Origin of the sequence: Rhizobium sophorae (assembly GCF_013087515.1) — a bacterium.
GTDB classification, from domain to species: domain Bacteria; phylum Pseudomonadota; class Alphaproteobacteria; order Rhizobiales; family Rhizobiaceae; genus Rhizobium; species Rhizobium sophorae.
The window spans coordinates 400,918-422,377 of record NZ_JABFCN010000048.1 but is presented as its reverse complement, the minus strand read 5'-3'; the positions used below and the strand labels follow the sequence as shown (position 1 = coordinate 422,377).

Genomic DNA, 21,460 nt, shown 5'->3' with positions numbered 1-21,460 from the left:
AGGATAAAATTATGCAGCAATTCAAAGCGTACAGCGCGGTGCTGTAGCGACAAAATCAGCCGGGCTTCTTCTTCGAAAACTTGGCCTTCGGCCCGGCGCCGCCTTTTCCGTCATATTTGGCGCCTTCGAATTTCGGCTTGTCGAATTTCGGTTTGTCGGATCTCGGGGCATCGAAGCCAGGCTTACCCGGTTTCTTGCTCCAGGGCTTGCTATCCTGTCTCTCCTGGCCCGCATTGTCGGCTGCGGCGTATCCGCCGCCCGGACCCTTGCCGAACTTGTTCTTCGGCCGCTCGCCGCGGAACGTATCGTCCGGCCGCTCGTCACGGGATGGCTTGCCGGCATAGGGCTTCGGCGCAGGCGCCCGGCTGAAATCCGGTGTGCCGGAAAGCCTGGTCACGCGGATGCCGCGTTCGAGCGCCTTGTTCGGACCGATCGCCGCCAGGAAGCTTTCGGCACTCGCCGCGGCGATCTCCACAAAAGTTTCCTCGGGTTGCATCTTGATCGCACCGATCTCGCGCTTCGTCACATTGCCGTTGCGGCAAAGCATCGGGATCAGCCAGCGCGGCTCGGCATTCTGCTTGCGTCCGACCGAGACGGAAAACCAGACGCTGGCGCCGAAATCTTCGCGCGGTCCCTTCTGCGCCGGCTCGTAGGGCTCGGCATTGTCGCGGCGCTTGCGGCTGCGCTCGTCCTGCACGGTGACCTCGATCAGATCCTCCGGCGCCGAATGATTGGTGCGGTAAAGACGCAGGAAGGCGGCGGCAAGCTTTTCGGCGCCGTGGCTGGCGAGAAGCTGCTGTACCAGCCCCTGCTCTTCCTCCTGCGGCGTTTCGTTGAAGATTGGATCGGCGAGCAGCCGCTCGTCGTCGCGCTCGCTCACTTCCTCGGCCGAGGGCGGCCGCGCCCAGGCAGCCGAAATACCGGCATTCTCGAGCAGGCGCTCCGCCTTGCGCCGTGCACTCAGCGGCACGATCATGGCGCTGATGCCCTTGCGTCCGGCCCGGCCGGTGCGGCCGCTGCGATGCAGCAGCGTTTCCGGATTGGTCGGCAGGTCGGCATGGATGACGAGATCAAGGCCCGGCAGGTCGATGCCGCGGGCGGCGACGTCGGTCGCGATGCAGACGCGGGCACGCCCGTCGCGCATCGCCTGCAGCGCATGGCTGCGTTCGTTCTGGGTCAGCTCGCCGGACAGCGCCACCACGGCAAAATTGCGGTTGTTGAACCGCGCCGTCAGATGATTGACGGCAGCACGCGTCGAGCAGAAGACGATGGCATTGGTCGCCTCGTAATAGCGCAGCACGTTGATGATCGCATTCTCGCGGTCGCTCGGGGCCACCATGAGTGCGCGATATTCGATGTCGATATGCTGCTTTTCCTCGGCCGCGGTGCTGATGCGCACGGCATCGCGTTGGTAGCTCTTGGCAAGCTTGGCGATCGCCGCCGGCACGGTTGCCGAAAACATCAGTGTCCGGCGTTCGTCCGGCGCCGCATCGAGGATGAATTCCAGGTCTTCGCGGAAACCGAGATCGAGCATCTCGTCGGCCTCGTCGAGCACGGCAGCCTTCAGTTCCGACATGTCGAGCGCCCTGCGGCGGATATGGTCGCAAAGCCGGCCGGGTGTGCCGACGACGATATGGGCGCCGCGTTCGAGCGACCGGCGCTCGCTACGGATGTCCATGCCGCCGACGCAGCTGACGATCACCGCGCCGGTCATCTCAAAGAGCCAGTCGAGCTCGCGCTTCACCTGCAGGGCAAGCTCGCGCGTCGGGGCGATGACGAGAGCGAGCGGCGCGCCGGCATTGCCAAACCGCTCCCTGCCCTCAAGCAGCGTCGGAGCCAGCGCCAGACCGAAGGCGACGGTCTTGCCGGAGCCCGTCTGGGCCGAGACCAGCGCGTCGGAAGCGGCGAGCGCGGGATCGAGCATCGCCTTCTGCACCGGGGTGAGTTCGGCGTAACCGCGCTTCTGCAACGCCTTGGCGATCGCCGGAACGACGCCGTTAAATTCTGTCATGGGTTCGATCTTTCGGAGCTGTCAGGCGCGTTGCTGCGCCATGGCCGGAGCCAGCCGGCGGGGTATTTGCGCCGTTCCTAGCCGCTCCCGCGGCGATTGTCAAAGCGTGCGGCTGCGCCACAGCCAGACGTCGATGCGGCTTGCACGGCCGCGCAGCGCCGTTTCCAACGGTCCCTCCATACGGCCGGACTGCATGAGCACGCTATCGGGACCTGCTGCGCGGACGATTTCGGCGCTCAGCGCCAGTTCGACACCATGGCGGGCGGCGACCTCCATCAGGCGGCTGCCGACATTGACGGTGTCGCCCGCCGCCGTGATCTGCTGCCGGTCGCCGCTGCCCAATCGCGAGGCGACGATCGGGCCGCAATGGGCGCCGACCTTGAAGCCGATCTTCTTCTGGGCAAAGCCCGCATGCGCTTGAAGCCAGGCCCTTGTGCGCTCGCACAGACTGACCGCGCAGGCGGCGGCCCGGGCGGCATCGTCATCGGCGGGCTCCGGCAGGCCGAACAGAATCATCGCCCCGTCGCCCATGAAGCTGGTGATGGCGCCGCCATGGGCGCGGGCCTCCTCGTCGACCAGTTCGAAGAAGCCGCTCAGCATCTCGCTCACCGCCACCGGCCCCGCATTTTCGCTGAGGCCGGTGAAACCCGAGAGATCGATGAAGATGACGGCGGCGTTCTGGCGCACCGGAGCGGCGAGGAAATTCGGATCGCGCGCCAGCCACTCGCCGAGCCCAGGCGCCTCAATGCGCTGCAGGAGTGCGCTCTGTTCGGCGTAATGACGGGCGCGGCCGCGGTCGAGCCAGAGTTCGGCCGCGCCGAACGCCAACGCCGGCGGCAGCGCCGCGGCGATCGGCAGCGCCGCACTCAGCCAATAGCCATGTGCGAAGGCCGACAGATTGAGCATCGCCCAGACGATCAGCGTCAGCACGATGATGACATAGCCTGCCGCACTCCGGCGCCAGGCGACCAGCGACACGAGCACGATCGGCAGTCCGATGGCAGTGGCGGCATCGATCAGCCGCATCCTGCGGTCGCGCACCATGCCGTCGCCGGTAACGAGATGGGTGATCGCCGTCGACATCACCTCGACGCCGGGCATGACGGGATCGAACGGGGTCGGGAAGACGTCGCCGCCGCCGGTGACAGTCGAACCGATGACGACGATGCGGCCTGCCACCGCATCCGCCGACAGCTTGCCATCCAGCGCATCGGCGGCGCTGAAGGTGGCGATACTGCCGTGCCCGCCATAGAAGGTCACCGGCAGGCGCTGGCCGATATCTGTGGGAATACGCAGCTTTCCGAGCATGATAGCGTCGCGTTCGATGGTGGGATCGACGCCGAGCGCCACCGACGCGGCACGCAGCGGAAAAGCCGGATCCAGCCGGTCTGCGGCACGCGAAATCAGCGGAATGAAGCGCGGCGTGCCGGTCTGGTCGGTTGCGACGTTGACGATACCGACCGCGGCGGCCTCGGCAAAGCGGGGGAGCGGCAAGAGAAGCTGATTTGCCTCCGGGATGGCGGCAAGCGGATCCTCGGCCGCATCGGTGACCCGCTGGCGGCTTTGCGCAAAGGTGGCCGCGGCCGCAATCACGCTTGGCCCCTGGCGAAGGGCTGAGGTCAGTGCGGCATCGCCCTCCTCCGGCCCCGGATCGACCAGCAGAATATCGATCGCCACGGCCTTCGGCTTCAGCGCGGTGATGGCATCGACGAGGCGCGCAAGTGTCGCCCGATTGAGCGGATAGCCGTGCGCCCCAGCGGTGCGGTCGTCGATCGCGACGATCGAGACGACGGGAGGCGGTGTTTTCGCCCCGACGATGAGGCTGCGGATATCGGCAAGCGAGGCCTCCATCCGGTCGAGAAGGCCGATACCGGCATGGAGATTGGTATAGCCAAGCGCAGCTCCCCAAAGACCGGCGAGCAGCAGCGCGATCACAGTCAACAGGCGATGGTTCATGGGACTTATTGGCCGAGACGGGCAAGAAGAGCAGCGGCGCGCGGCGCCGGCCAGCGACGCACGACGAGGGGTCCGGTTCCGGCGGTAACGTCGACACCCTCGCCCGGCGACAGCAGCACCGGCTCGCCAGCCGGCCGGCGAACCGCGACGCTGCCTCTGACGACCAGCACCGAGGTTTGGCCGCCTGCGACATCGACGGCCCATTGGGTGCCGCGCACGGCCGCAATCGCCTGCGGTGTCACGACCTGAAAACCACCGGCGTGCTGGGTGTTATCGACATCGACAAGAATGGCCTTGCGGCGCAGCGATGCCGAATCGGGGCTGCCGTCACGGTTGCGGTCGACGAGGCTGTAGGCAGCGCCGGCCTCTGCCGTCACCGTCACGCCGCCGGGACAACTGAGCACCTGGCGGGCGCCGGCATCACGCGATACCGTGCAGCCGGCAGACTGCGCAAAGGCCGCCCCATACGGAATGAGGCCGGCAGCAAGTGCGGCGGCAAGTATGCTGCGAAGCGTCGTATTCATGGAAAGTCCCCTTGACCGTGCGGAACAGTTCTTTTCGAAAGCGCCCGCCAACCGTCTTCTTCCATATGAGGGATGATAGCCGAATTCAAATATTTCCCTAGGCAAAAAAAGCAAACTGACGCAATCGGCGGCGGAATTCTTACGTTCTACTATCCGTTTCGGGCGCCGGTCCGGTATAACGCGCCCGCGGCCGGATCAATTCGCCACTGTCGATCTGTTCCATCGCATGGGCAAGCCAACCGACTGAACGGGCAAGCGAGAAAATGATGATTGGCGCCTCCCTTGGGAGATCGAAGGCGGCGGCCATCGCGGCAAGCGCGAAGTCGACGTTGACCCTTTCGCCGACCATCTGCTCGCCGGTTTCCCGAACCGCGGCAAACTGCGGCGGCAGGGGGAAGTGCGACAGCAGCGCTAAGGCCCTGACATCGCTGTCGGGATAGAGCGGATGGCCGAAGGCCGACAGGCGATTGCCCTGGGCGAGCGTGCGGCGGATCGCCTGCTCCGCCCCAAGCGCAGAAGCGGTCTCGATCAAGGCGTCGACGCCTTGCCAGGCGGCACCATGCAACGGCCCTGTCAGCGTCGCCAGACCGGACAGCACGGCGGCCGAAAGGGCTGCACCCGCCGATGCCGTGACCCGCGCTGCAAAGGTCGAGGCGTTGAGTTCGTGATCGGCAAGCAGCACCAGCGCACGGCGCAGGCAATCGGCAGCCTCCGGCCGCTGCCAGCTTGCCGCAAGCCTGAGATGCAGCGGCCGGTCGGAAGGCCCAGGCGCCAGCGCATCGGCGACTGTGTAGAGAACCCCGCTTGCTTCACGCCGAAGTGCTGCCTGCGAGCGGCCGAGCGACGGCAGATCCGATGTCACCGGCCCTGCCAGCGCCAGGAATGCCGCCTGAAGCGACGGAGAGGCATGTCCGGTCCCGCTGCTGCAAGAGAGTGGCTCCGCGCCGTTCCAGAGCAGTGCCGCCGTCTGCTCCAGCGTCGCGACTTCAGCAAAACCGGCAGCATCCTTTCCGCGATAGAAAAGCCGTCCGCCGATGATGGTGGAGACTGCCGACGGAAGAACCGGATCGCCCCAGCGGATCGCCTCGGCGGCGACCGTTTCGGTCTTGCGGCGGCCGGCATGGCGCTCGGCAAGCCGCTGGACGTCAGCGGCCTGGTAGAGGCTGCGGCGCGGGTCGGCGGGATCGGGCTTGGCGCGGATGCGTCCGCGGCTGACATTGGCGTAGAGCGTCTGCGGCTTGGTCTTCAGCGCCCGCAGCGCCTCCTCGGCAGTCAGCCACGACATCGGAACCTCACATTGATCAATTGCATCAAGATTGACGTCAATGAAACTAGGTCGGATCATCTTTGTCGTAAAGGAGAAACAACATGAAAAACGGCTTGGAAGATGTCATTGCTGCCGAAACGCAGCTTTCGGATGTCGATGGCGAAGCGGGACGTCTGATCATCCGCGGCGTATCGCTGGATCACCTGGTTGCAGAGGGCACCTATGAAGGCGTCGCCGCCCTATTGCTCGATGGGCTGATGGAAAAAAGCTTCGACGAAGCGGAATTGCGCGACTGGTTGGCGCAGGCGCGAACGAGGATTTTCGGCCATATCAGGGCCGCCGATGCCGCCCTGCTCGCTTTGCCTCCGGTCGATGCGATGCGGGCGCTGATCGCCCGCCTACCCGACGGCGAGGATTTCGATACCGCTCTCAGCCTTCTCGCTGCGCCCGCAGTTTTCCTGCCGGCGATCCTTCGCATGCAAAGCGGCAAAAGACCGATCGCGCCCAACGCCTCGCTGCGGCAGGCGGCCGATATCCTGCGTATGCTGACTGGAAAATTGCCGACCAGGGAGCAGACAGCGGCACTCGACACCTATCTCGTGACGATTTCGGACCATGGCCTCAATGCCTCGACCTTCGCATCACGCGTCATTGCCTCGACGCAGGCCGGCCTCACCTCTTCCGTACTCGCGGCACTGAGCGCGCTGAAAGGGCCGCTGCATGGCGGCGCGCCCGGTCCTGTGCTCGACATGCTGGATGCGATCGGAACGGCGGAGAATGCTTACTCGTGGCTCGGCGAAGCGCTTGACCGCGGCGAAAGGCTGATGGGCTTCGGCCACCGCATCTATCGCGTCCGCGATCCGCGCGCCGATGCACTGAAGGGAGCGCTGAAGCCGCTGATATCAACCGGACAGGTGAACAGCGCCCGCGGCGCTCTGGCGGAAGCCGTGGAGGTCGCTGCATTGGCGATCCTGAAGGCACGCAAGCCGAACCGGCCGCTCGACGTCAATGTCGAATTTTATACCGCGCTGCTGCTCGAAGCGCTCGGTTTTCCCCGCGAGGCCTTCACCGGCGTCTTCGCGATCGGCCGCACCGTCGGTTGGCTGGCCCATGCGCGCGAACAGGCGCTCGACGGCCGGCTGATCCGGCCGCGCTCGGTCTATATCGGGCCGCTGCCGGCGGCTGCGTGAAAGTTGAATTCGGCGGCAGTATACCCTGCCGCCGATCCTCAGCCGCCGACAAAAGCGGCCAGCTTGTCGAGTGTCGAGCGGCACCCTTCCTCATTGTCTTCGAGGCGGATCCCGGACGGAATATTGTCACTGACCATCGTCACATCGGTGCCTCCATCCGCAGGCGATAACATCGTACTGACGGTCATCTCGCCGGAAAAACCCTCGTCCCCGGAATCGAAGACCGTTGCCCAGACGATGCGTTCATCCGGCACGAGCTCGGCAAAGCGGCCTTCGAACCTGTCTGTCTTGTCGGAGGTCTTGCCCGGTTGCGATGCCTCTTCGTCGGGATAGACGAGCGACATGCTGAAGGCACCGCCTTCCCTGCCATCGAAGGCATGGACGATGCCCTTCATGGTACCGGGCGGAAGCCAGGTGGCGACCGCATCTGCATCGAGGAAGGCGCGGTAGATGCGCTCGCGCGGCGCTGCGATGAAGCGTGAGACGGTCGTGCTGCGTGAAGGGGCCATGCCGGCAAGTTAGCGCAGACATGGATGTTATCCAGATCGCGCCTGAAACAACGCGATCTGGTGCTGTCAGTCGTCAGACGAGACGGCTCTGTTCCGTCGCTGCTTCGATGAAGCTGGCAAACAGCGGATGCGGGTCGAGCGGCCGGCTCTTCAGTTCCGGGTGATACTGCACGCCGATGAACCAGGGATGATCGGGATATTCGATCGTCTCCGGCAGCACGCCGTCCGGCGACATGCCGGAGAAGACGAGGCCGCAGTTTTCGAGCCGGTCCTTGTAGTCGACATTGACCTCGTAGCGGTGGCGGTGACGCTCGGAAATATCGGTGGAACCGTAGATATCCGAGATCTTCGTGCCCTTCTTCAGCGCCGCCTTGTAGGCGCCGAGGCGCATCGTGCCACCGAGATCCCCGGCTGCCGTACGCTTCTGCAACTCGTTGCCCTTGACCCATTCGGTCATCAGGCCGACCACCGGCTCTTTCGTCGGGCCGAATTCGGTCGAGGAGGCACCGGACACGTCGGCGAGATTGCGCGCCGCCTCGATGACCGCCATCTGCATGCCGAAGCAGATGCCGAAATACGGCACCTTGCGCTCGCGGGCAAAGCGGGCAGCGTGGATCTTGCCTTCCGAACCGCGTTCGCCAAAGCCGCCTGGCACGAGGATGCCGTGCACCTTTTCGAGATAGGGCGCCGGATCTTCCTTTTCGAAGACCTCGGACTCGATCCATTCAAGATTGACCTTGACGCGATTGGCGATACCGCCGTGATGCAGCGCCTCGATCAGCGACTTATAGGCATCCTTGAGGCCGGTATATTTGCCGACGATCGCGATCGTCACCTCGCCCTCCGGCGTGCGGATGCGGTTGCAGACCTCTTCCCACGGGTCGAGCCGCGGCTTCGGCGCCGGCTCGATACCGAAGGCCGCGAGCACTTCGTCGTCGAGGCCTTCCTTGTGGTAGGCGATCGGCACGTCATAGATGTTGGCGACGTCGAGCGCCTGGATGACGGCGGACGGGCGAACGTTGCAGAACAACGAAAGCTTGCGGCGTTCGGCTTCCGGAATTTCGCGGTCCGCCCGCACCAGCAAGATATCGGGATGAATGCCGAGTGCCTGCAGTTCCTTCACCGAATGCTGTGTCGGCTTGGTCTTGAGCTCGCCGGCCGCCGGAATATAAGGCATCAGCGTCAGGTGAACGTAGACGGCGGTGCCGCGCGGCAGGTCGTTTCCGAGCTGGCGGATCGCCTCCATGAACGGCATCGCCTCGATGTCGCCGACGGTGCCGCCGATCTCGCAGATGACGAAGTCGTAGTCGTCATTGCCTTCGATGACGAAATCCTTGATCTCGTTGGTCACGTGCGGAATGACCTGCACCGTCGCGCCGAGATAGTCGCCGCGCCGTTCCTTGTCGATGATGTTCTTGTAGATGCGGCCGGTGGTGATGTTGTCGGTCTTGGTCGCCGAACGCCCCGTGAAGCGTTCGTAGTGACCGAGATCGAGATCGGTTTCCGCGCCGTCGTCGGTGACGAAGACCTCGCCGTGCTGGGTCGGGCTCATCGTGCCCGGGTCCACGTTCAGATAGGGGTCGAGCTTGCGAAGCCGGACCCGATATCCACGGGCCTGCAGCAACGCTCCGAGAGCCGCGGCCGCAATTCCTTTTCCGAGAGAGGAAACCACGCCGCCAGTGATGAATACGTATCGCGCCATGGGAGTCACCGGATACCTTTTCAAAAACGATTCCACCAGCCCAAAAATTCTTTTCCAGAACTTTCGATGCGTGGCGCAGGAATCTGAACAAAAGAAAACCGGCAGACCCGAGGGCCTGCCGGCGGTTTATGTCGAAGACCGGTTTACTGTCCCGTCGGGACGCCGGAGGGCTGAGCCGGTGCCGGCGCGGCCGGAGCTGCGGGCGTTGCCGGGGCAGTCGTTGCCGGAGCAGTGGTTGAAGGCGCGGTGGCCGCCGGGGCCTGAGGCGCCGGAGTGCCAGTTGCCGGAGCTTGAGCGGCGGGAGCCTGCGGTGCGGGTGCTGCCGCGCCGCTGCTCGGAACGCCGTTGCCGGCCGGCGGGGCTGCCGGAGCCTGCGCGCCGCCGAGCGAATCGAGAATACCGTTGCCCTGGCCGCCTGTTGCCGGAATGCGGTCGAGAATGTCGCTCGGACGGCCCTCGTAACGCGTCAGGATGCCGAGACCGAGCGAGGTCAGGAAAAACAGGGTCGCAAGGATCGCGGTCGTGCGCGTCAGCGCATTGGCCGTACCGCGGGCCGACATGAAGCCGGAACCGCCGCCGATGCCGAGGCCGCCGCCTTCCGAGCGCTGGATGAGCACGACGCCGACAAGGGCGAGCACGATCATGAGATGGATGACAATCAATACGGTCTGCATGGGTCCAGTCCTGCCCGCCTGGAGACGGACAAAGTTAAGAATTCTGGCGGCTCTTTACATGAGGCTTTCATCTATTCCAAGCCCTTCGGCCCGGAATAAACCCGGGAATAAACCCAGGAATAAAAAATGTCTCAGGCGAGCAGCGCCTCATAGGCCCGGTAGATGGCAAGGAAGTCGGCCGCTTTCAAGCTCGCTCCGCCGATCAGCGCGCCGTCGACATTGGCAACGCCCATCAGTTCATGGGCATTGGCCGGCTTGACGGAGCCGCCGTAGAGAAGACGCATCTTGCGGCCTTCATCACCGAAGCGGGCCGCAAGCTCTGCGCGCATGAAGGCATGCGCCTTTTCGACATCAGCTGATGTCGGCGTCACGCCGGTGCCGATCGCCCAGATCGGCTCGTAGGCGATGACTGTGCTCTTAGCGGTGGCGCCGTCCGGAACCGAGGCTGAAAGCTGGCGCTTGATGACGTCGAGTGCCTGGCCTGTCCGGCGCTCATCCGCGGTCTCGCCGATGCAGATGATCGCCGTCAGCCCTGCGACGAAGGCGGCCTCCGCCTTGGCGCGCACCAGATGATCCGTTTCGGCATGGTCGGTGCGCCGCTCGGAATGGCCGACGATGACATAGGTGCCGAAACAATCGGCAATCATCTCGGCCGAGATGTCGCCGGTATGCGCACCGGATGGGTTCTGATGGCAGTCCTGAGCGCCGATCGCCAGCGGGCTGTCGGTGCACAGCGCCGTCGCCACATAGAGCAGCGTCGCCGGCGGGCAGATCAGCGCTTCCACCTTGTCGGAGAGCGGCGGGCGAACACCCTCGGCGATCATCTTGATCTGATCCAGGGAGGCACGCATGCCATTCATTTTCCAATTTCCCGCCACAAGCGGGCGCACGTCAGGGGTCATGCCGGCCTTCCACAATCTGCTTATGCCTTGGGCAATATCAAAAGCTTGCAGCAAAGAAAAGCATCATGCCCTTGACGTAAGGGGAATCTCTGCGATCCCGCGCATATTTCTGCCGAATATCGTCCGCTACAGCGCCGCGCGTCTTTTGAGACACGCAAGGGTAGCATTTTTATTCATGCATCGTGCTTTCAAAAAATAGTCTCCGATTTTCCAACCGATGCGCTAGCCGGCAAGAATCCAGTTCACCACCCTGCGCCAGTCGATCATCCGGATCGGTGTCCCGTGATTGCCGGTCTGAAACAGCGTGAAACGCGCCGGATATTTTGCCTTGTGCAGGCTTTCGAACAGCGCCTGCTGGTCGGAGGCGGCATAGACCGGGTCGCGGCTGCCATGGGCAAACCACAGCGGCAGCTTTGCCTTGTAGAAGGCGCTCTTGATGAAATCCGGATCGGAGACCCCGCTCATGATCAGCATGCCCTTCAGCCGCTTGACACTGTCGCTGTCGCGCGCAATGCCCCAGCAAACCTGGCTGCCCATCGAGGCGCAGGAAAGGATGATCGGCCGGCCGGGCGATTGCGCGCTGGCATAGCGGATGAGGCCGGCGATCGCCGCAACGCCGCTGCTGTCGAAGCTTTTGACCGTCGGCGAATAATAGACGCCGCCATTGCCGGCGACGAGGTTCTTGAGGCGGTTGAAATTGCCACCGAAGCTATAGTCGTTGGCGCCGAGCCGGCGGTCGCCGTCGCGGCCATGGATGAAAATCACCGTGAAGGCGGCGCTGCCAGCCGGTCCCACCCTGGTGACATCGAGCTTAATGCCGTCGAGGGACAGCGTCTCGTCCGCTTGCGCCTTGCGGATGCCGAGTGCCACATATTTCTGCTGCACCCGCTTTTGCGGGATCTGATCGCGGCCGTTGATATCGCGCATCTCGTCATAGTCGATGACCTCGAAGGCGCCGCCGTCGCCTGTCTCCAACACGGACTGCTTGGAAAACAGATCGTCCTTGAAAGGCGGCAAAGCGTCGGCCGCCTCTGCCGGGCCAACAGCGGACAGGATGGCTGCGGATAAGAAAAACGCCGCAATTGCGGTGATGATGGTGCAATGACTTGTGGACATTCGCATTCGGATGGTTCCTGAAGCCTGCCGCCGCTTGCCATTCTGCGCCCGGCAACGCAAATCATTTGGGAAAAGCGCGCCAAATCCGGCGGTGTCGCGTATAGAGGTGCTTTCTGGCAAAATCTGCCTGATTCGCAAACGTGGCATGAAATGCGGTGATTTTGGGTCGGCGGCGGATGCCCGCCCAAGCCAGACCCAAGACAGGATGAAGATCTGAACGGCTCCATGGACGATAGCAACGACCTCTTTTCCGGAATGCCCCTCTCTGAAAAACGCGAGGAGGCGCAGAAGCCTGCGGTGCCCTCCGAACGGCCGCCGGTGACGGCTGCGCCCGCCGCAGCGGCAGCACCTCCTGCTGCCGGAGCCTCCGCACGCCCGGCGCCCGCCGCCTCGAACTCCGATGATTACGGCGCTTCGTCGATCCGCGTCCTCGAAGGCCTCGAGCCGGTGCGCATGCGCCCAGGCATGTATATCGGCGGAACCGACGAAAAGGCGCTGCACCACCTCTTTGCCGAGGTCATCGACAATGCGATGGACGAGGCGGTCGCCGGGCATGCTAATTTCATCGAGGTCTATCTCGACCTCGAGGGTTATCTCACCGTCTCCGACAATGGCCGCGGCATCCCGGTCGAGAACCATCCGCAGGTGCCGGGCAAGTCGACGCTCGAAGTCATCATGACCAAGCTGCATGCCGGCGGTAAATTCGACGGCAAGGCCTACGAGACCTCCGGCGGCCTGCACGGCGTCGGTGTTTCGGTCGTCAACGCGCTCTCCGACGACCTCGAGGTCGAGGTAGCGCGAAACCGCAAGCTCTACCGCCAGCGCTTCTCCCGCGGCCTGCCGCAGGGCGGGCTCGAAGAGTTGGGCGACGTCCACAATCGCCGCGGCACCCGCGTGCGCTTCCATCCCGACCCCCAGATCTTTGGGGATCACATGAAGTTCGATGCCGCCCGCGTCTTCCGCATGGCGCGCTCGAAGGCCTATCTCTTCGGCGGCGTCGAAATCCGCTGGAGCTGCGAGGCGGGCGTGCTGCCCGAAGGTTCCGAGGTCCCTGACAAGGCCGTTTTCCACTTCCCCGGCGGCCTGAAGGACTATCTCCAGGCGACGATGGGCAGGGAGTTTACCGTCACCCGCGAGATCTTTGCCGGCAAGACCGAGAAGACCAGCGGCCACGGCTCGATGGAATGGGCGATCACCTGGTATGGCGGCGATCCGCAGGTGCATTCCTATTGCAACACCATCCCGACGCCCGAAGGCGGCACGCATGAGGCCGGCCTTCGCATCGCGCTGACCAAGGGCCTGAAGGCCTATGCCGAGCTGACGCAGAACAAGCGTGCCGCGCAGATCACCACCGACGACGTGATGATTTCCGCTGTCGGCATGCTGTCGGTCTTCATCCGCGAGCCGGAATTCGTCGGCCAGACCAAGGACAAGCTTGCGACAGTCGAGGCCCAGCGCATCGTCGAGAACGCGCTGCGCGATCCTTTCGACCATTACCTTGCAGACAATCCGAACGAGTCGGCCAAGCTGCTCGACTGGGTGATCGAGCGCGCCGAGGAACGCCTGCGCCGCCGTAAGGAAAAGGAAGTCAACCGCAAAAGCGCGGTGCGCAAATTGCGCCTGCCCGGCAAGCTCGCCGATTGCTCGCAGAACACCGCCGAGGGTGCTGAACTCTTCATCGTCGAGGGTGATTCGGCTGGTGGTTCGGCCAAGCAGGCGCGCAACCGCGCCAATCAGGCAATTCTGCCGCTGCGCGGCAAGATCCTCAACGTCGCCAGCGCCGGACGCGAAAAACTCGGCGCCAACCAGCAGCTCGCCGATCTCATCCAGGCGCTCGGCTGCGGCACGCGCTCGAAATACCGCGATGAAGACCTGCGCTACGAACGTATCATCGTCATGACCGATGCCGACGTCGACGGCGCCCACATCGCCTCGCTGCTCATCACCTTCTTCTATCAGGAGATGCCGGAGCTGGTGCGTGGCGGCCATCTCTTCCTCGCCGTGCCGCCGCTTTACAAGATCACCCAAGGCTCGAAATCCGCCTATGCCCGCGACGACAATCATCGCGCCGAGCTGATGCAGACGGAGTTCAAGGGCAAGGCCAAGGTCGAGATCAGCCGCTTCAAAGGCCTCGGCGAAATGATGCCCGCCCAGCTCAAGGAAACCACCATGGATCCGTCCAAGCGCACCCTGCTCAAGGTGCTGATCGACGAGGTGGATTTCGAAGGCACCCGCAGCGCCGTCGACGATCTGATGGGCACCAAACCGGAAGCCCGCTTCCGCTTCATCCAGGATCGTGCAGCCTTCGCCGAAAACCTCGATATTTAAAGCGTCGCCACGCATTTTAGCATCGACGATTTCACGGAACTGACGAAGAACCGTAACAACTCCGTCAAACAACCGGCGCATGAAGCGGTCGGCGTGCCTCCCCCAGGGAGCATTTGCGCCGGTCGAACCGTTTTCAACCCTTGCCGGATATTTGTCATGACCAAGCGTTTTCTCGCGGCTGCCGCTTTCGTTCTCCTGTCCAGCACCGTCACCCTCAGCGCCACCGATATCGGCGCCACCTTCGAGACCGCCTGCCCCTTCGGCGGTTGCGCCGCCGGCATTTCGCTCTCCTATCTCGGTGAATTCGTCATCCCGACCGGCCATATGGAAAACGGCGTCGAATTCGGCGGCATTTCCGGCCTCGATTTCGATGCCGCCACCGGCCACTATATCGCCATCAGCGACGACCGCTCGGAAAGAGGCCCGGCCCGCTTCTATGAACTTGACGTCGATCTCGACGCGTCGGGCCTCAAGGGCGTTTCGGTCGTCAAGCAGGTGACCTTGAAGGACAAGAACGGCGAGCCCTTCACCGCCAGGACCGTCGATCCGGAATCGATCCGCCTCGGCAAGGACGGCATCTATTGGGGCAGCGAAGGCGACGGCAAGGCGTTGCTTCCGCCCTTCGTCCGCGTCGCTTCGCCGGACGGATCCTTCATTCGCGAATTCAAGCTGCCGGAGGGCTTTGCGCCGACCGCGGACAAGTCGACCGGTATTCGTGACAATCTCGCCTTCGAGGATCTCGCCATCGCGCCCTCCGGCGATGTTTTCGTCGGTGTCGAAGCCGCCCTTTACCAGGATGGCCCGAACCCCTCACTGACGTCAGGCAGCCTATCGCGCATCGTCCGTTATGACGGCACCACCGGCGAGCCGAAGGCCGAGTACGCCTACCCCGTCTCGCCGATCCCGCAGGCCGCCACCAAACCCGACGGCGGCAATGACAACGGCATGTCCGAGTTTCTTGCCCTCGACGATCACCGCCTGCTCGCCGTCGAACGCAGCTATGCCCAGGGATTCGGCAACAACATCAAGATCATGATGATGGATCTGACTGAGGCCACCGATGTATCCGCTATCGCTTCGCTGGCGAAAAACGACCAGCGGGTCGTCCCCGTCCGCAAGAGCCAGGTCCTCGATTTGAGGGCGATCGGCCTCGTTCCCGACAATATCGAGGCGATGTCGCTCGGCAAGGCAAAGGACGGCGCCGAGGTCCTCATTCTCGGCTCCGACAATAATTTCTCGCCCAGTCAGAAGACGCAATTCTACGCCTTCAAGGTTCTCAGCCGTCCGCAGCAGTAAGGCGTTCGGATCTGGGGGCGAATAGCGACGCTTTGTATACGCTTTCCCGCTACGGACCTTGAAACCGCCGGGATCATGGCTCATAACCAGAGTACAAGAATAAGAAGAGGCGCGCGTGGGTGTGTTCGACCGTCAGAAAAGCAATCATGAACCGCGATGGCTCGGATCGTCGGCGCAGACGCGCATGCCGCTTATTCCCTCCATTTCGGCGGCGCGCTGGCTGCTGGTCCTGGTCGTCGCTGCCGGCGTTTATTTCTTCTACGGCTTCCTCGTGCCGGTGCTCGCAGCCCTCGTCATCGGCTTTGCCAGCTGGCCGCTCTACCGCAAGCTTCTTGCCCGCGTCGGCGGCAATACGACGATCGCCGCGACCATCGCCATCATCCTGATCATCACCTTCCTGGTCATCCCGATCGGGCTTGCGGTGACCTATACGACGGGCGAAGTGCGCACCTGGGTCGCCTGGGCAATCCACGCCAACCGCGCCGGCGCCCCGACACCCGACTGGATCGTCGCCTTGCCTTGGGCCGGCGCCTATCTCGATGAAGTCTGGACAAAATATATCGGCAGTCCCGGCGCCCTGGGCGAAGTTATCCAGGCGGTCAGCGGCGCCAATATCGGCAACATATACCGTGCCGTGCTTGCGGCCGGCGGCGGCGCTTTCCACCTGCTGCTGACGCTGCTCTTCATGCTGATCGCGCTTTTCTTCGTCTATCGCGACGGTTTCTCCTTCTCCAAGCAGATCGACATGCTGGGCGAGCGCATCCTGCCCAACCGCTGGGAACGTATTTCCCGCGTCGTGCCGGCGACGATCAGCTCCACAGTCATGGGCATGACGCTGATCGCGATCGGCGAAGGCATCGTGCTCGGCCTTGCCTACTGGATTGCCGGCGTGCCCTCGCCGGTGACGCTCGGCGTGCTGACGGGCGTGATGGCGCTGATACCGGGCGGTGCGCCGCTCTCCTTCACGCTGGTCTCCATCTATCTGCTGGCGAGCGGCTCGCATGTCGCCGGCATCAGTCTCTTCGTCTGGGGGACTGTCGAACTCTTCATCGTCGACAAGACGCTGCGGCCGAAGCTCGTCGGCGGCCCGATCAAACTGCCCTTCCTACCGACCTTCTTCGGCCTCGTCGGCGGCGTCAAGACGATGGGTTTCCTCGGCCTGTTCATCGGCCCGGTGCTGATGGCGCTGATCGTCGCCATTTGGCGCGAATGGATCCACGAGGCCCGCAGCGCCGACAAGAGCGAAACGGGACCGCAGATCATCATCGACGAACAGGCCCCGCCGCCGGTCCCCGGTTCGCCGAAAACCATGCCGCGCGTCGCCGAAGGCTGAACATAGCGTCGCAGACCGGCTACCCAAGCCCCTTTTCCATGAACAGGCTGAGCGGGTCCGGCAGATAGCTGCCGAAGGGCTCGATTTCCCGATATCCGTATTTGCGGTAGAGAGCGATCGCCTCGGGCTGGTAGATGCCGGTTTCGAGCCGGATCGCCGTCAGCCGCTTTTCTCCTGCAATTGCTTCGAGCTTATTCATCAGGCCGCTGGCGATCCTCAGCCTCCTCGCCTCGGGATCGACGAACATGCGCTTGATCTCAGCCGTGCCGTCGCCGGCCTCGACCAGCGCGCAGCAGCCGACGATCGCATCGCCATTGCGCGCGACGAGGAAGCTCACCGAAGGCTTCTCCAGCACGGAAAGGTCGACCAGATGGTTGCTTTCAGCCGGATAGAGCGATTGTGCATAGGCATCGGAGAGATCGAGAAGCCGGATGACGCCCTCCTGGCGGGGCGGTTCAAGGGTAATGGTGACAGACATGCTGGCTCCTCTGCCGGCGTGGGGCGAAATTTTCCCCGATATGACGGAGAGTTAATGTCATTGCCTTCATTCGGTTGGAATTGCGCCCTCTAAGACGATGACGTGCTCAATAATCAAGGAAGCAGAATATGCAAGCGGTGCTGATCGCGATGACCATTCTCGGCTGCGACGATTCCATCAGCCAGTGCAATTATGTCGCGACGGTCGATAAACGCTGGGAAACCGTTGCCGCCTGCGATGCCGAAGCCGAACGACGGCTGAAGACCTATGTGAATGTCAACTATCCCTCGGTGATCGCGGTGTGCGAGGCGCCGAAACCGGCGCCCCTGCCAGCCGCCGCGCCCGAGGTCGCTGTCGCAGCGCCCCAACCCGCAGAAAGGATTGCCGGTTTTGCTGAGCGCATCGCCGGGCAGGTCCGCGCCCACCTGCCCTCTGGCAGAAACGTCAAGGACACACTGACCAAACCCGTACACTTCGTCTCCGCCAGCTATTCCTGGGTGGTGAAGCGGCTGGCCGATTAAGCCGCCGCAAGCGCCGCGTAGACGCGGGCCGATTGTCGCTGCTCGTTAACGTGCAGCTTTTCCACTATGTCGAGCAACTCGCCGATCGCGCCATGCGCGTCGTGATGGCGGAATTTTTCGAGAAGACGGCCGCAGATAGTGCCGAGCACGCTGCCCGGCGCTTTTCTGGCGGCGTCCCGCCACAGCATTGTCGCCTCGACGAAGATCACGCTGATATCCCTCGGCAGACCGGCAGACTCATAAAGCGCACGCACGGCATGCATACGCCCGGTTGCCAGGATCGAACGCACTCGGCGCTCGCTGCACGCGGTCAGATCGACGATTGCGCCGGCGAAAAAGTCGACCTTGCCGGCGCAGAGCGCATGCATCAGGAAGGACGGCGTCAGCCGGCCGCTGAGGCGCAGATGCTGGACGAGATCGGGTATTTCGCGCGGCGCAATGTCGCCTGCGATCGAAACGATGGCGGCCTCGGTTGCCTCGCGGCTGATCCGCTGAAGCCGCTGCAGGCCGATCGCCGCCTGTGCCAGCGGCAGGCCGACCAGCGCGTTGCTGACATGCTGGGTCAGCAATTGGCGCGCATCGGCGGGAAGATCGCTGCGGTCGAGAAGCAGGTTGCGAATATCACAGCAGTCGCCGAGCCGTTCGGCGATGCGTTTCAACGACAGGCTGGAGATCACCGCGCCGTCATTCTCGAGCAGGCAGAGCAGTTCTTCCTCGTCGCCGACCTCCGCAAGCGCAGCGGAAACCGGGCGCGTCACGTGCGCCCTGGCCGCGATCAGCATGCGGGTGGCGCCGTTGCCGCGCGCGGCAAGGTCGACGAGATCGGCGTCGCTCAAAAGCGGCGAACAGGTCACCGCATGGCAGGCGACCTCGGGCTGGTCTTCGGCAAGCGAAAGAATCAGGTGGCGCGGTGCATCGGGCGACCAGGCGATTGCCTCGGCCAGCGCAAGCCGCACGCGCGGCGACGGATCGTCGAGAAGAAAGGCCATCGCCATTTCGGCCGCCGCACGCTCATCCGCGGACATTTCGGACTGCAGATAGGCGCGCCCGAGGGCATTTGCGGCCCGGGCCCGGTCACCGGTCTTGGCCGTTTCGATCCAACGAAGGAAAGCTTCTACGATCACGCGACGCCCCAGCAGTTGAACGCGATTCCCTCGCGCTCCATTCAATGCTGCGACCGTAGTGGCAAAAGGTTTAAGATTGGTTCACCATGTTTCTTAAGTCTTTGGGCACATTGCCGTTCGGCTCAGCGTTGCTGCGGCTTCGGCCGGATCATCTCGAAAACATCGCTGCCTTCGCTGTAATCCATGTAGCCCATACGGGCGACAGGTCGCGCGATCGACATGTCGAGGCGGCCGTCCCTGACAATTGCTTCGTCGATGCGGATGCCGACCACTTCGCCGAAGACAAGGACATTTTCGGACGGTTCGCCCGAAAGCGTCTTCGGCTCGATGATCTCGGTAACCTTGCATTCGAGCACCGCGAAAGCCTCGCCGACATAGGGCGCGTCGATTAGTTCGGCCGGCTTCGGCGTCAGGCCGGCGAAGTCGAATTCGCTGTGGCCATAGGGCAGCACCGCCGAGGAGAGGTTCATCTTCTCGGCGAGATCGCGGCTGACGAAATTGCAGGTGAAGACGCCGGTCTCGGCCGCATTACGCTGGCTGTGTTTGCGCCCGGCCGAAGAAAACATCACCAGCTTCGGCCGGTCGGCAACGGCATTGAAGAAGGAATACGGCGCCAGATTGATCGAGCCATCCCTGCCCTTGCTGCCGATCCAGCCGATCGGGCGCGGCGACACTATCGCCTTGAACGGATCATGCGCGAGCCCGTGCCGGTTGCTGTCGGTGGTGTAGAACATCAGTCGTCTCCGCCGACCCAGGTCACGGTATCGGCAAGCTCTGGCCGCGGCCGTTCGATTGCCGGAAATGTGGTCGAGCCGATATGGATGAAGCCCGCCACCTTTTCATCAGGCCCGACGCCGAGCAGCGGATAGGCGCGCTCGTCATAGGCGAACCACTCCGTCAGCCAGTTGGCGACATACCCATTGGCATTGGCGGCGAGGATGACGTTGAAGCAAAGCGCGCCTGCCGACATCAGCTGCTCCCATTCCGGGATCTTTATATGCGGCCCCGCCTTGCTGACGACGGCGACGACCACGGGCGCACGGGTGAAACGGCTGCGCTCAACCTGGATCATCTCTTCGGAAAGGTCGGGCTTTGTCTGAAGTGCCAGCGTCAGAAGTTCCTCGCCGATACGCACGCGCTGCTCTCCGCGATAGACGATGAAGCGCCAGGGCGCGATCTTGCCGTGATCGGGAACACGCGAGGCAAGACGCAGGATCTCCTCGATCTCGGCCTTCTCGGGGCCTGGTTCGCACATTTGGAAAGCGGGGATGGAGCGGCGCACGGCGAGGTAGTCGATCAGCTTGATATCGGATTTCATACGGGAGAAGCTCTCATTTTTATGCTGCTGCAAAGGGTGGGTCTTGAATTTGCCATCGCGTTGGTCTTGAAGTGACCTTTGCGATTTCAGAAGTCAATCGGTTCACGAAACAGATGTTTGGCATTTTGCCTTTTGCACGCATCGGCCTTGCCATTGCCCTGATGGTATTGATGCCCCTCGGCGCCGGCGCTCAGGATGCCTTCAAGGAATTCAAACAGCTTGAATCGACACCGAAGATGCCGAAGCTCGATGCCTTTATTGCGCCCGGCACGGTGCCCCAAGGGGTCAAGCTCCGCGACGTCCCAATGGAAGCCAAGCTGACAGCTGACGGCACGCCGGTTGAGGAGGGTCTTTCTTGGTACGTCTTCAGCCCGATCGCCGGAACCGATGGCAAGCTGCCGCTGATCGCCAGCGCCAAGGGCGGGCCTGCCGCCTTCCAGCTCGCCCCCGGCGATTATTTTGTCAACGTCTCCTTCGGCCGCGCCGGGGTCACCAAGAAATTGACCGTGCCCGCTGAAGGCGAGGTCGACAAGCAGGTGATGGTGCTCGATGCCGGCGGCCTGCTGCTCAATGCCGTCTCCGGCGCCGACGCCCGCATTCGCCCCGACCAGTTGAGCTTCTCGATCTATTCCTCGGAAGTGCGCGACGACGGCGAGCGCGGCCTCGTCGTGGCCGATGTCTCGCCGAATACCGTCGTCCGTCTCAATGCCGGCACCTATCACATCGTTTCCGAATATGGCAGCGTCAACGCCGTGATCCGCGCCGACATCCAAGTCGAGGCCGGCAAGCTGACAGAGGCGACGATCCAGCATCGCGCCGCGCAGATCACCTTCAAGCTGGTCTCTGATGCCGGTGGCGAGGCGATCGCCGATACGGCATGGTCGATCCTGACGGCGGCCGGCGACAGCGTCGGCGAAAGTGTCAGCGCCTTCCCGACCATGGTTCTCGCCGAAGGCGGATATTCCGCCGTCGCCCGCAACAAGGACAAGATCTACCAACGCGATTTCACAGTCGTCGCCGGCAGGAACACCGATGTCGAGGTTCTGATGAAGGACCAGCAGCCGCAGCCGCCGGTCAGCGCGGCCCGCACGGTGCAGCAAGTACCGGTCGGCACGCCACCACCGCCAGGCGTCCAGCCGGCTCCGGTGGAGCCGCTGCCCTCCTATGAACAACTCGTGCCGCAGGGCGGCGACGACACCAGCCTCGATTGA

At 63.4% G+C, this 21,460-nt stretch carries 20 protein-coding genes; 7 read left to right on the top strand and 13 right to left on the bottom strand.

Annotation, left to right across the window (positions count from 1 at the left end; translation table 11 throughout):
- Window positions 1-55: 55 nt before the first annotated feature.
- The 4 genes from G9X64_RS27780 to G9X64_RS27765 form a co-directional block, all read right to left on the bottom strand.
- Complete coding sequence (locus tag G9X64_RS27780) at window positions 56-2,011, bottom strand: DEAD/DEAH box helicase (RefSeq protein WP_171377776.1); 1,956 nt, start codon at window positions 2,009-2,011, stop codon at window positions 56-58.
- A 99-nt stretch (window positions 2,012-2,110) separates the two neighbouring features.
- The gene (locus G9X64_RS27775; protein WP_171377775.1) at window positions 2,111-3,967 is read right to left on the bottom strand and encodes a CHASE2 domain-containing protein; all 1,857 of its coding nucleotides are present in this window, start codon (window positions 3,965-3,967) and stop codon (window positions 2,111-2,113) included.
- A gap of 5 nt (window positions 3,968-3,972) precedes the next feature.
- The gene (locus G9X64_RS27770; RefSeq protein WP_168311330.1) at window positions 3,973-4,491 is read right to left on the bottom strand and encodes a FecR domain-containing protein; all 519 of its coding nucleotides are present in this window, start codon (window positions 4,489-4,491) and stop codon (window positions 3,973-3,975) included.
- Between the two features lie 139 nt (window positions 4,492-4,630).
- On the bottom strand, window positions 4,631-5,776 hold the full coding sequence (locus tag G9X64_RS27765) for a citrate synthase (protein ID WP_171377774.1): 1,146 nt from the start codon (window positions 5,774-5,776) through the stop codon (window positions 4,631-4,633).
- Window positions 5,777-5,859: 83 nt separating this feature from the next.
- Between G9X64_RS27765 and G9X64_RS27760 the strand changes: the two genes are divergently transcribed.
- Entirely contained in the window at window positions 5,860-6,948 is a 1,089-nt protein-coding gene (locus G9X64_RS27760) for a citrate synthase/methylcitrate synthase (protein ID WP_171377773.1), read from the top strand.
- Window positions 6,949-6,986: 38 nt separating this feature from the next.
- Here G9X64_RS27760 and G9X64_RS27755 read toward each other — a convergent pair whose 3' ends face one another.
- The 4 genes from G9X64_RS27755 to tpiA all read right to left on the bottom strand — a co-directional run bounded on the left by G9X64_RS27755 (window position 6,987) and on the right by tpiA (window position 10,735).
- Window positions 6,987-7,457 carry an SRPBCC family protein gene (locus tag G9X64_RS27755; protein WP_168311333.1) on the bottom strand — a complete coding sequence of 157 codons (471 nt, stop codon included), beginning with the start codon at window positions 7,455-7,457 and terminating at the stop codon, window positions 6,987-6,989.
- A gap of 73 nt (window positions 7,458-7,530) precedes the next feature.
- Window positions 7,531-9,159, bottom strand: coding sequence for a CTP synthase (gene pyrG, locus G9X64_RS27750; RefSeq protein ID WP_003539844.1), 1,629 nt, complete (start codon window positions 9,157-9,159; stop codon window positions 7,531-7,533).
- Between the two features lie 143 nt (window positions 9,160-9,302).
- Window positions 9,303-9,833 (bottom strand): preprotein translocase subunit SecG, encoded by a 531-nt coding sequence (gene secG / locus G9X64_RS27745; RefSeq protein ID WP_171377772.1) that lies wholly within the window; start codon window positions 9,831-9,833, stop codon window positions 9,303-9,305.
- Window positions 9,834-9,964: 131 nt separating this feature from the next.
- Entirely contained in the window at window positions 9,965-10,735 is a 771-nt protein-coding gene (gene tpiA, locus G9X64_RS27740) for a triose-phosphate isomerase (RefSeq protein WP_171377771.1), read from the bottom strand.
- Between tpiA and G9X64_RS27735 the strand changes: the two genes are divergently transcribed.
- Window positions 10,683-10,934, top strand: a complete 252-nt coding sequence (locus G9X64_RS27735; protein ID WP_171377637.1) for a hypothetical protein — start codon at window positions 10,683-10,685, stop codon at window positions 10,932-10,934. The genes tpiA and G9X64_RS27735 overlap by 53 nt on opposite strands.
- 23 nt (window positions 10,935-10,957) lie before the next feature.
- On the opposite strand, the gene G9X64_RS27730 is transcribed toward G9X64_RS27735, so the two are convergent.
- Entirely contained in the window at window positions 10,958-11,857 is a 900-nt protein-coding gene (locus G9X64_RS27730; RefSeq protein ID WP_171377770.1) for an alpha/beta hydrolase family protein, read from the bottom strand.
- Between the two features lie 219 nt (window positions 11,858-12,076).
- Here G9X64_RS27730 and parE point away from each other — a divergent pair, with 219 nt between their 5' ends.
- The 3 genes from parE to G9X64_RS27715 all read left to right on the top strand — a co-directional run bounded on the left by parE (window position 12,077) and on the right by G9X64_RS27715 (window position 16,808).
- Complete coding sequence (parE, locus tag G9X64_RS27725) at window positions 12,077-14,179, top strand: DNA topoisomerase IV subunit B (RefSeq protein WP_171377769.1); 2,103 nt, start codon at window positions 12,077-12,079, stop codon at window positions 14,177-14,179.
- Window positions 14,180-14,335: 156 nt separating this feature from the next.
- Complete coding sequence (locus G9X64_RS27720; RefSeq protein WP_171377768.1) at window positions 14,336-15,475, top strand: esterase-like activity of phytase family protein; 1,140 nt, start codon at window positions 14,336-14,338, stop codon at window positions 15,473-15,475.
- 115 nt (window positions 15,476-15,590) lie between these two features.
- Window positions 15,591-16,808, top strand: coding sequence for an AI-2E family transporter (locus G9X64_RS27715; protein ID WP_171377767.1), 1,218 nt, complete (start codon window positions 15,591-15,593; stop codon window positions 16,806-16,808).
- 19 nt (window positions 16,809-16,827) lie between these two features.
- On the opposite strand, the gene G9X64_RS27710 is transcribed toward G9X64_RS27715, so the two are convergent.
- On the bottom strand, window positions 16,828-17,286 hold the full coding sequence (locus G9X64_RS27710; protein ID WP_171377766.1) for a GNAT family N-acetyltransferase: 459 nt from the start codon (window positions 17,284-17,286) through the stop codon (window positions 16,828-16,830).
- A 128-nt stretch (window positions 17,287-17,414) separates the two neighbouring features.
- Here G9X64_RS27710 and G9X64_RS27705 point away from each other — a divergent pair, with 128 nt between their 5' ends.
- Window positions 17,415-17,807, top strand: a complete 393-nt coding sequence (locus tag G9X64_RS27705; protein ID WP_171377765.1) for a hypothetical protein — start codon at window positions 17,415-17,417, stop codon at window positions 17,805-17,807.
- On the opposite strand, the gene G9X64_RS27700 is transcribed toward G9X64_RS27705, so the two are convergent.
- From G9X64_RS27700 to G9X64_RS27690, 3 genes are all read right to left on the bottom strand, one after another.
- The gene (locus G9X64_RS27700; RefSeq protein ID WP_171377808.1) at window positions 17,804-18,946 is read right to left on the bottom strand and encodes a DUF2336 domain-containing protein; all 1,143 of its coding nucleotides are present in this window, start codon (window positions 18,944-18,946) and stop codon (window positions 17,804-17,806) included. The genes G9X64_RS27705 and G9X64_RS27700 overlap by 4 nt on opposite strands.
- Window positions 18,947-19,053: 107 nt before the next feature.
- Window positions 19,054-19,665 carry a flavin reductase family protein gene (locus G9X64_RS27695; protein ID WP_168316994.1) on the bottom strand — a complete coding sequence of 204 codons (612 nt, stop codon included), beginning with the start codon at window positions 19,663-19,665 and terminating at the stop codon, window positions 19,054-19,056.
- Window positions 19,665-20,249 carry a nitroreductase family protein gene (locus G9X64_RS27690; protein WP_168316995.1) on the bottom strand — a complete coding sequence of 195 codons (585 nt, stop codon included), beginning with the start codon at window positions 20,247-20,249 and terminating at the stop codon, window positions 19,665-19,667. The genes G9X64_RS27695 and G9X64_RS27690 overlap by 1 nt, the downstream gene beginning before the upstream one ends.
- Before the next feature lie 113 nt (window positions 20,250-20,362).
- On the opposite strand from G9X64_RS27690, the gene G9X64_RS27685 reads away from it, so the two are divergent.
- A complete protein-coding gene (locus G9X64_RS27685) occupies window positions 20,363-21,460 on the top strand; it encodes an RgsD C-terminal domain-containing protein (protein ID WP_171377764.1) in 1,098 nt (365 codons plus the stop codon).

Coding starts and splice junctions, on each gene's coding strand:
- G9X64_RS27765 (WP_171377774.1), bottom strand. CDS start 5,776: ATGTCGTGGCTGACTGCCGAGGAGGCGCTGCGGGCGCTGAAGACCAAG.
- G9X64_RS27695 (WP_168316994.1), bottom strand. CDS start 19,665: ATGTTCTACACCACCGACAGCAACCGGCACGGGCTCGCGCATGATCCG.
- G9X64_RS27720 (WP_171377768.1), top strand. CDS start 14,336: ATGACCAAGCGTTTTCTCGCGGCTGCCGCTTTCGTTCTCCTGTCCAGC.
- G9X64_RS27735 (WP_171377637.1), top strand. CDS start 10,683: ATGCCATTCATTTTCCAATTTCCCGCCACAAGCGGGCGCACGTCAGGG.
- G9X64_RS27730 (WP_171377770.1), bottom strand. CDS start 11,857: ATGCGAATGTCCACAAGTCATTGCACCATCATCACCGCAATTGCGGCG.
- G9X64_RS27775 (WP_171377775.1), bottom strand. CDS start 3,967: ATGAACCATCGCCTGTTGACTGTGATCGCGCTGCTGCTCGCCGGTCTT.
- G9X64_RS27685 (WP_171377764.1), top strand. CDS start 20,363: ATGTTTGGCATTTTGCCTTTTGCACGCATCGGCCTTGCCATTGCCCTG.
- G9X64_RS27705 (WP_171377765.1), top strand. CDS start 17,415: ATGCAAGCGGTGCTGATCGCGATGACCATTCTCGGCTGCGACGATTCC.
- G9X64_RS27780 (WP_171377776.1), bottom strand. CDS start 2,011: ATGACAGAATTTAACGGCGTCGTTCCGGCGATCGCCAAGGCGTTGCAG.
- G9X64_RS27755 (WP_168311333.1), bottom strand. CDS start 7,457: ATGGCCCCTTCACGCAGCACGACCGTCTCACGCTTCATCGCAGCGCCG.
- G9X64_RS27770 (WP_168311330.1), bottom strand. CDS start 4,491: ATGAATACGACGCTTCGCAGCATACTTGCCGCCGCACTTGCTGCCGGC.
- pyrG (WP_003539844.1), bottom strand. CDS start 9,159: ATGGCGCGATACGTATTCATCACTGGCGGCGTGGTTTCCTCTCTCGGA.
- G9X64_RS27690 (WP_168316995.1), bottom strand. CDS start 20,249: ATGAAATCCGATATCAAGCTGATCGACTACCTCGCCGTGCGCCGCTCC.
- G9X64_RS27760 (WP_171377773.1), top strand. CDS start 5,860: ATGAAAAACGGCTTGGAAGATGTCATTGCTGCCGAAACGCAGCTTTCG.
- parE (WP_171377769.1), top strand. CDS start 12,077: ATGGACGATAGCAACGACCTCTTTTCCGGAATGCCCCTCTCTGAAAAA.
- tpiA (WP_171377771.1), bottom strand. CDS start 10,735: ATGACCCCTGACGTGCGCCCGCTTGTGGCGGGAAATTGGAAAATGAAT.
- G9X64_RS27710 (WP_171377766.1), bottom strand. CDS start 17,286: ATGTCTGTCACCATTACCCTTGAACCGCCCCGCCAGGAGGGCGTCATC.
- secG (WP_171377772.1), bottom strand. CDS start 9,833: ATGCAGACCGTATTGATTGTCATCCATCTCATGATCGTGCTCGCCCTT.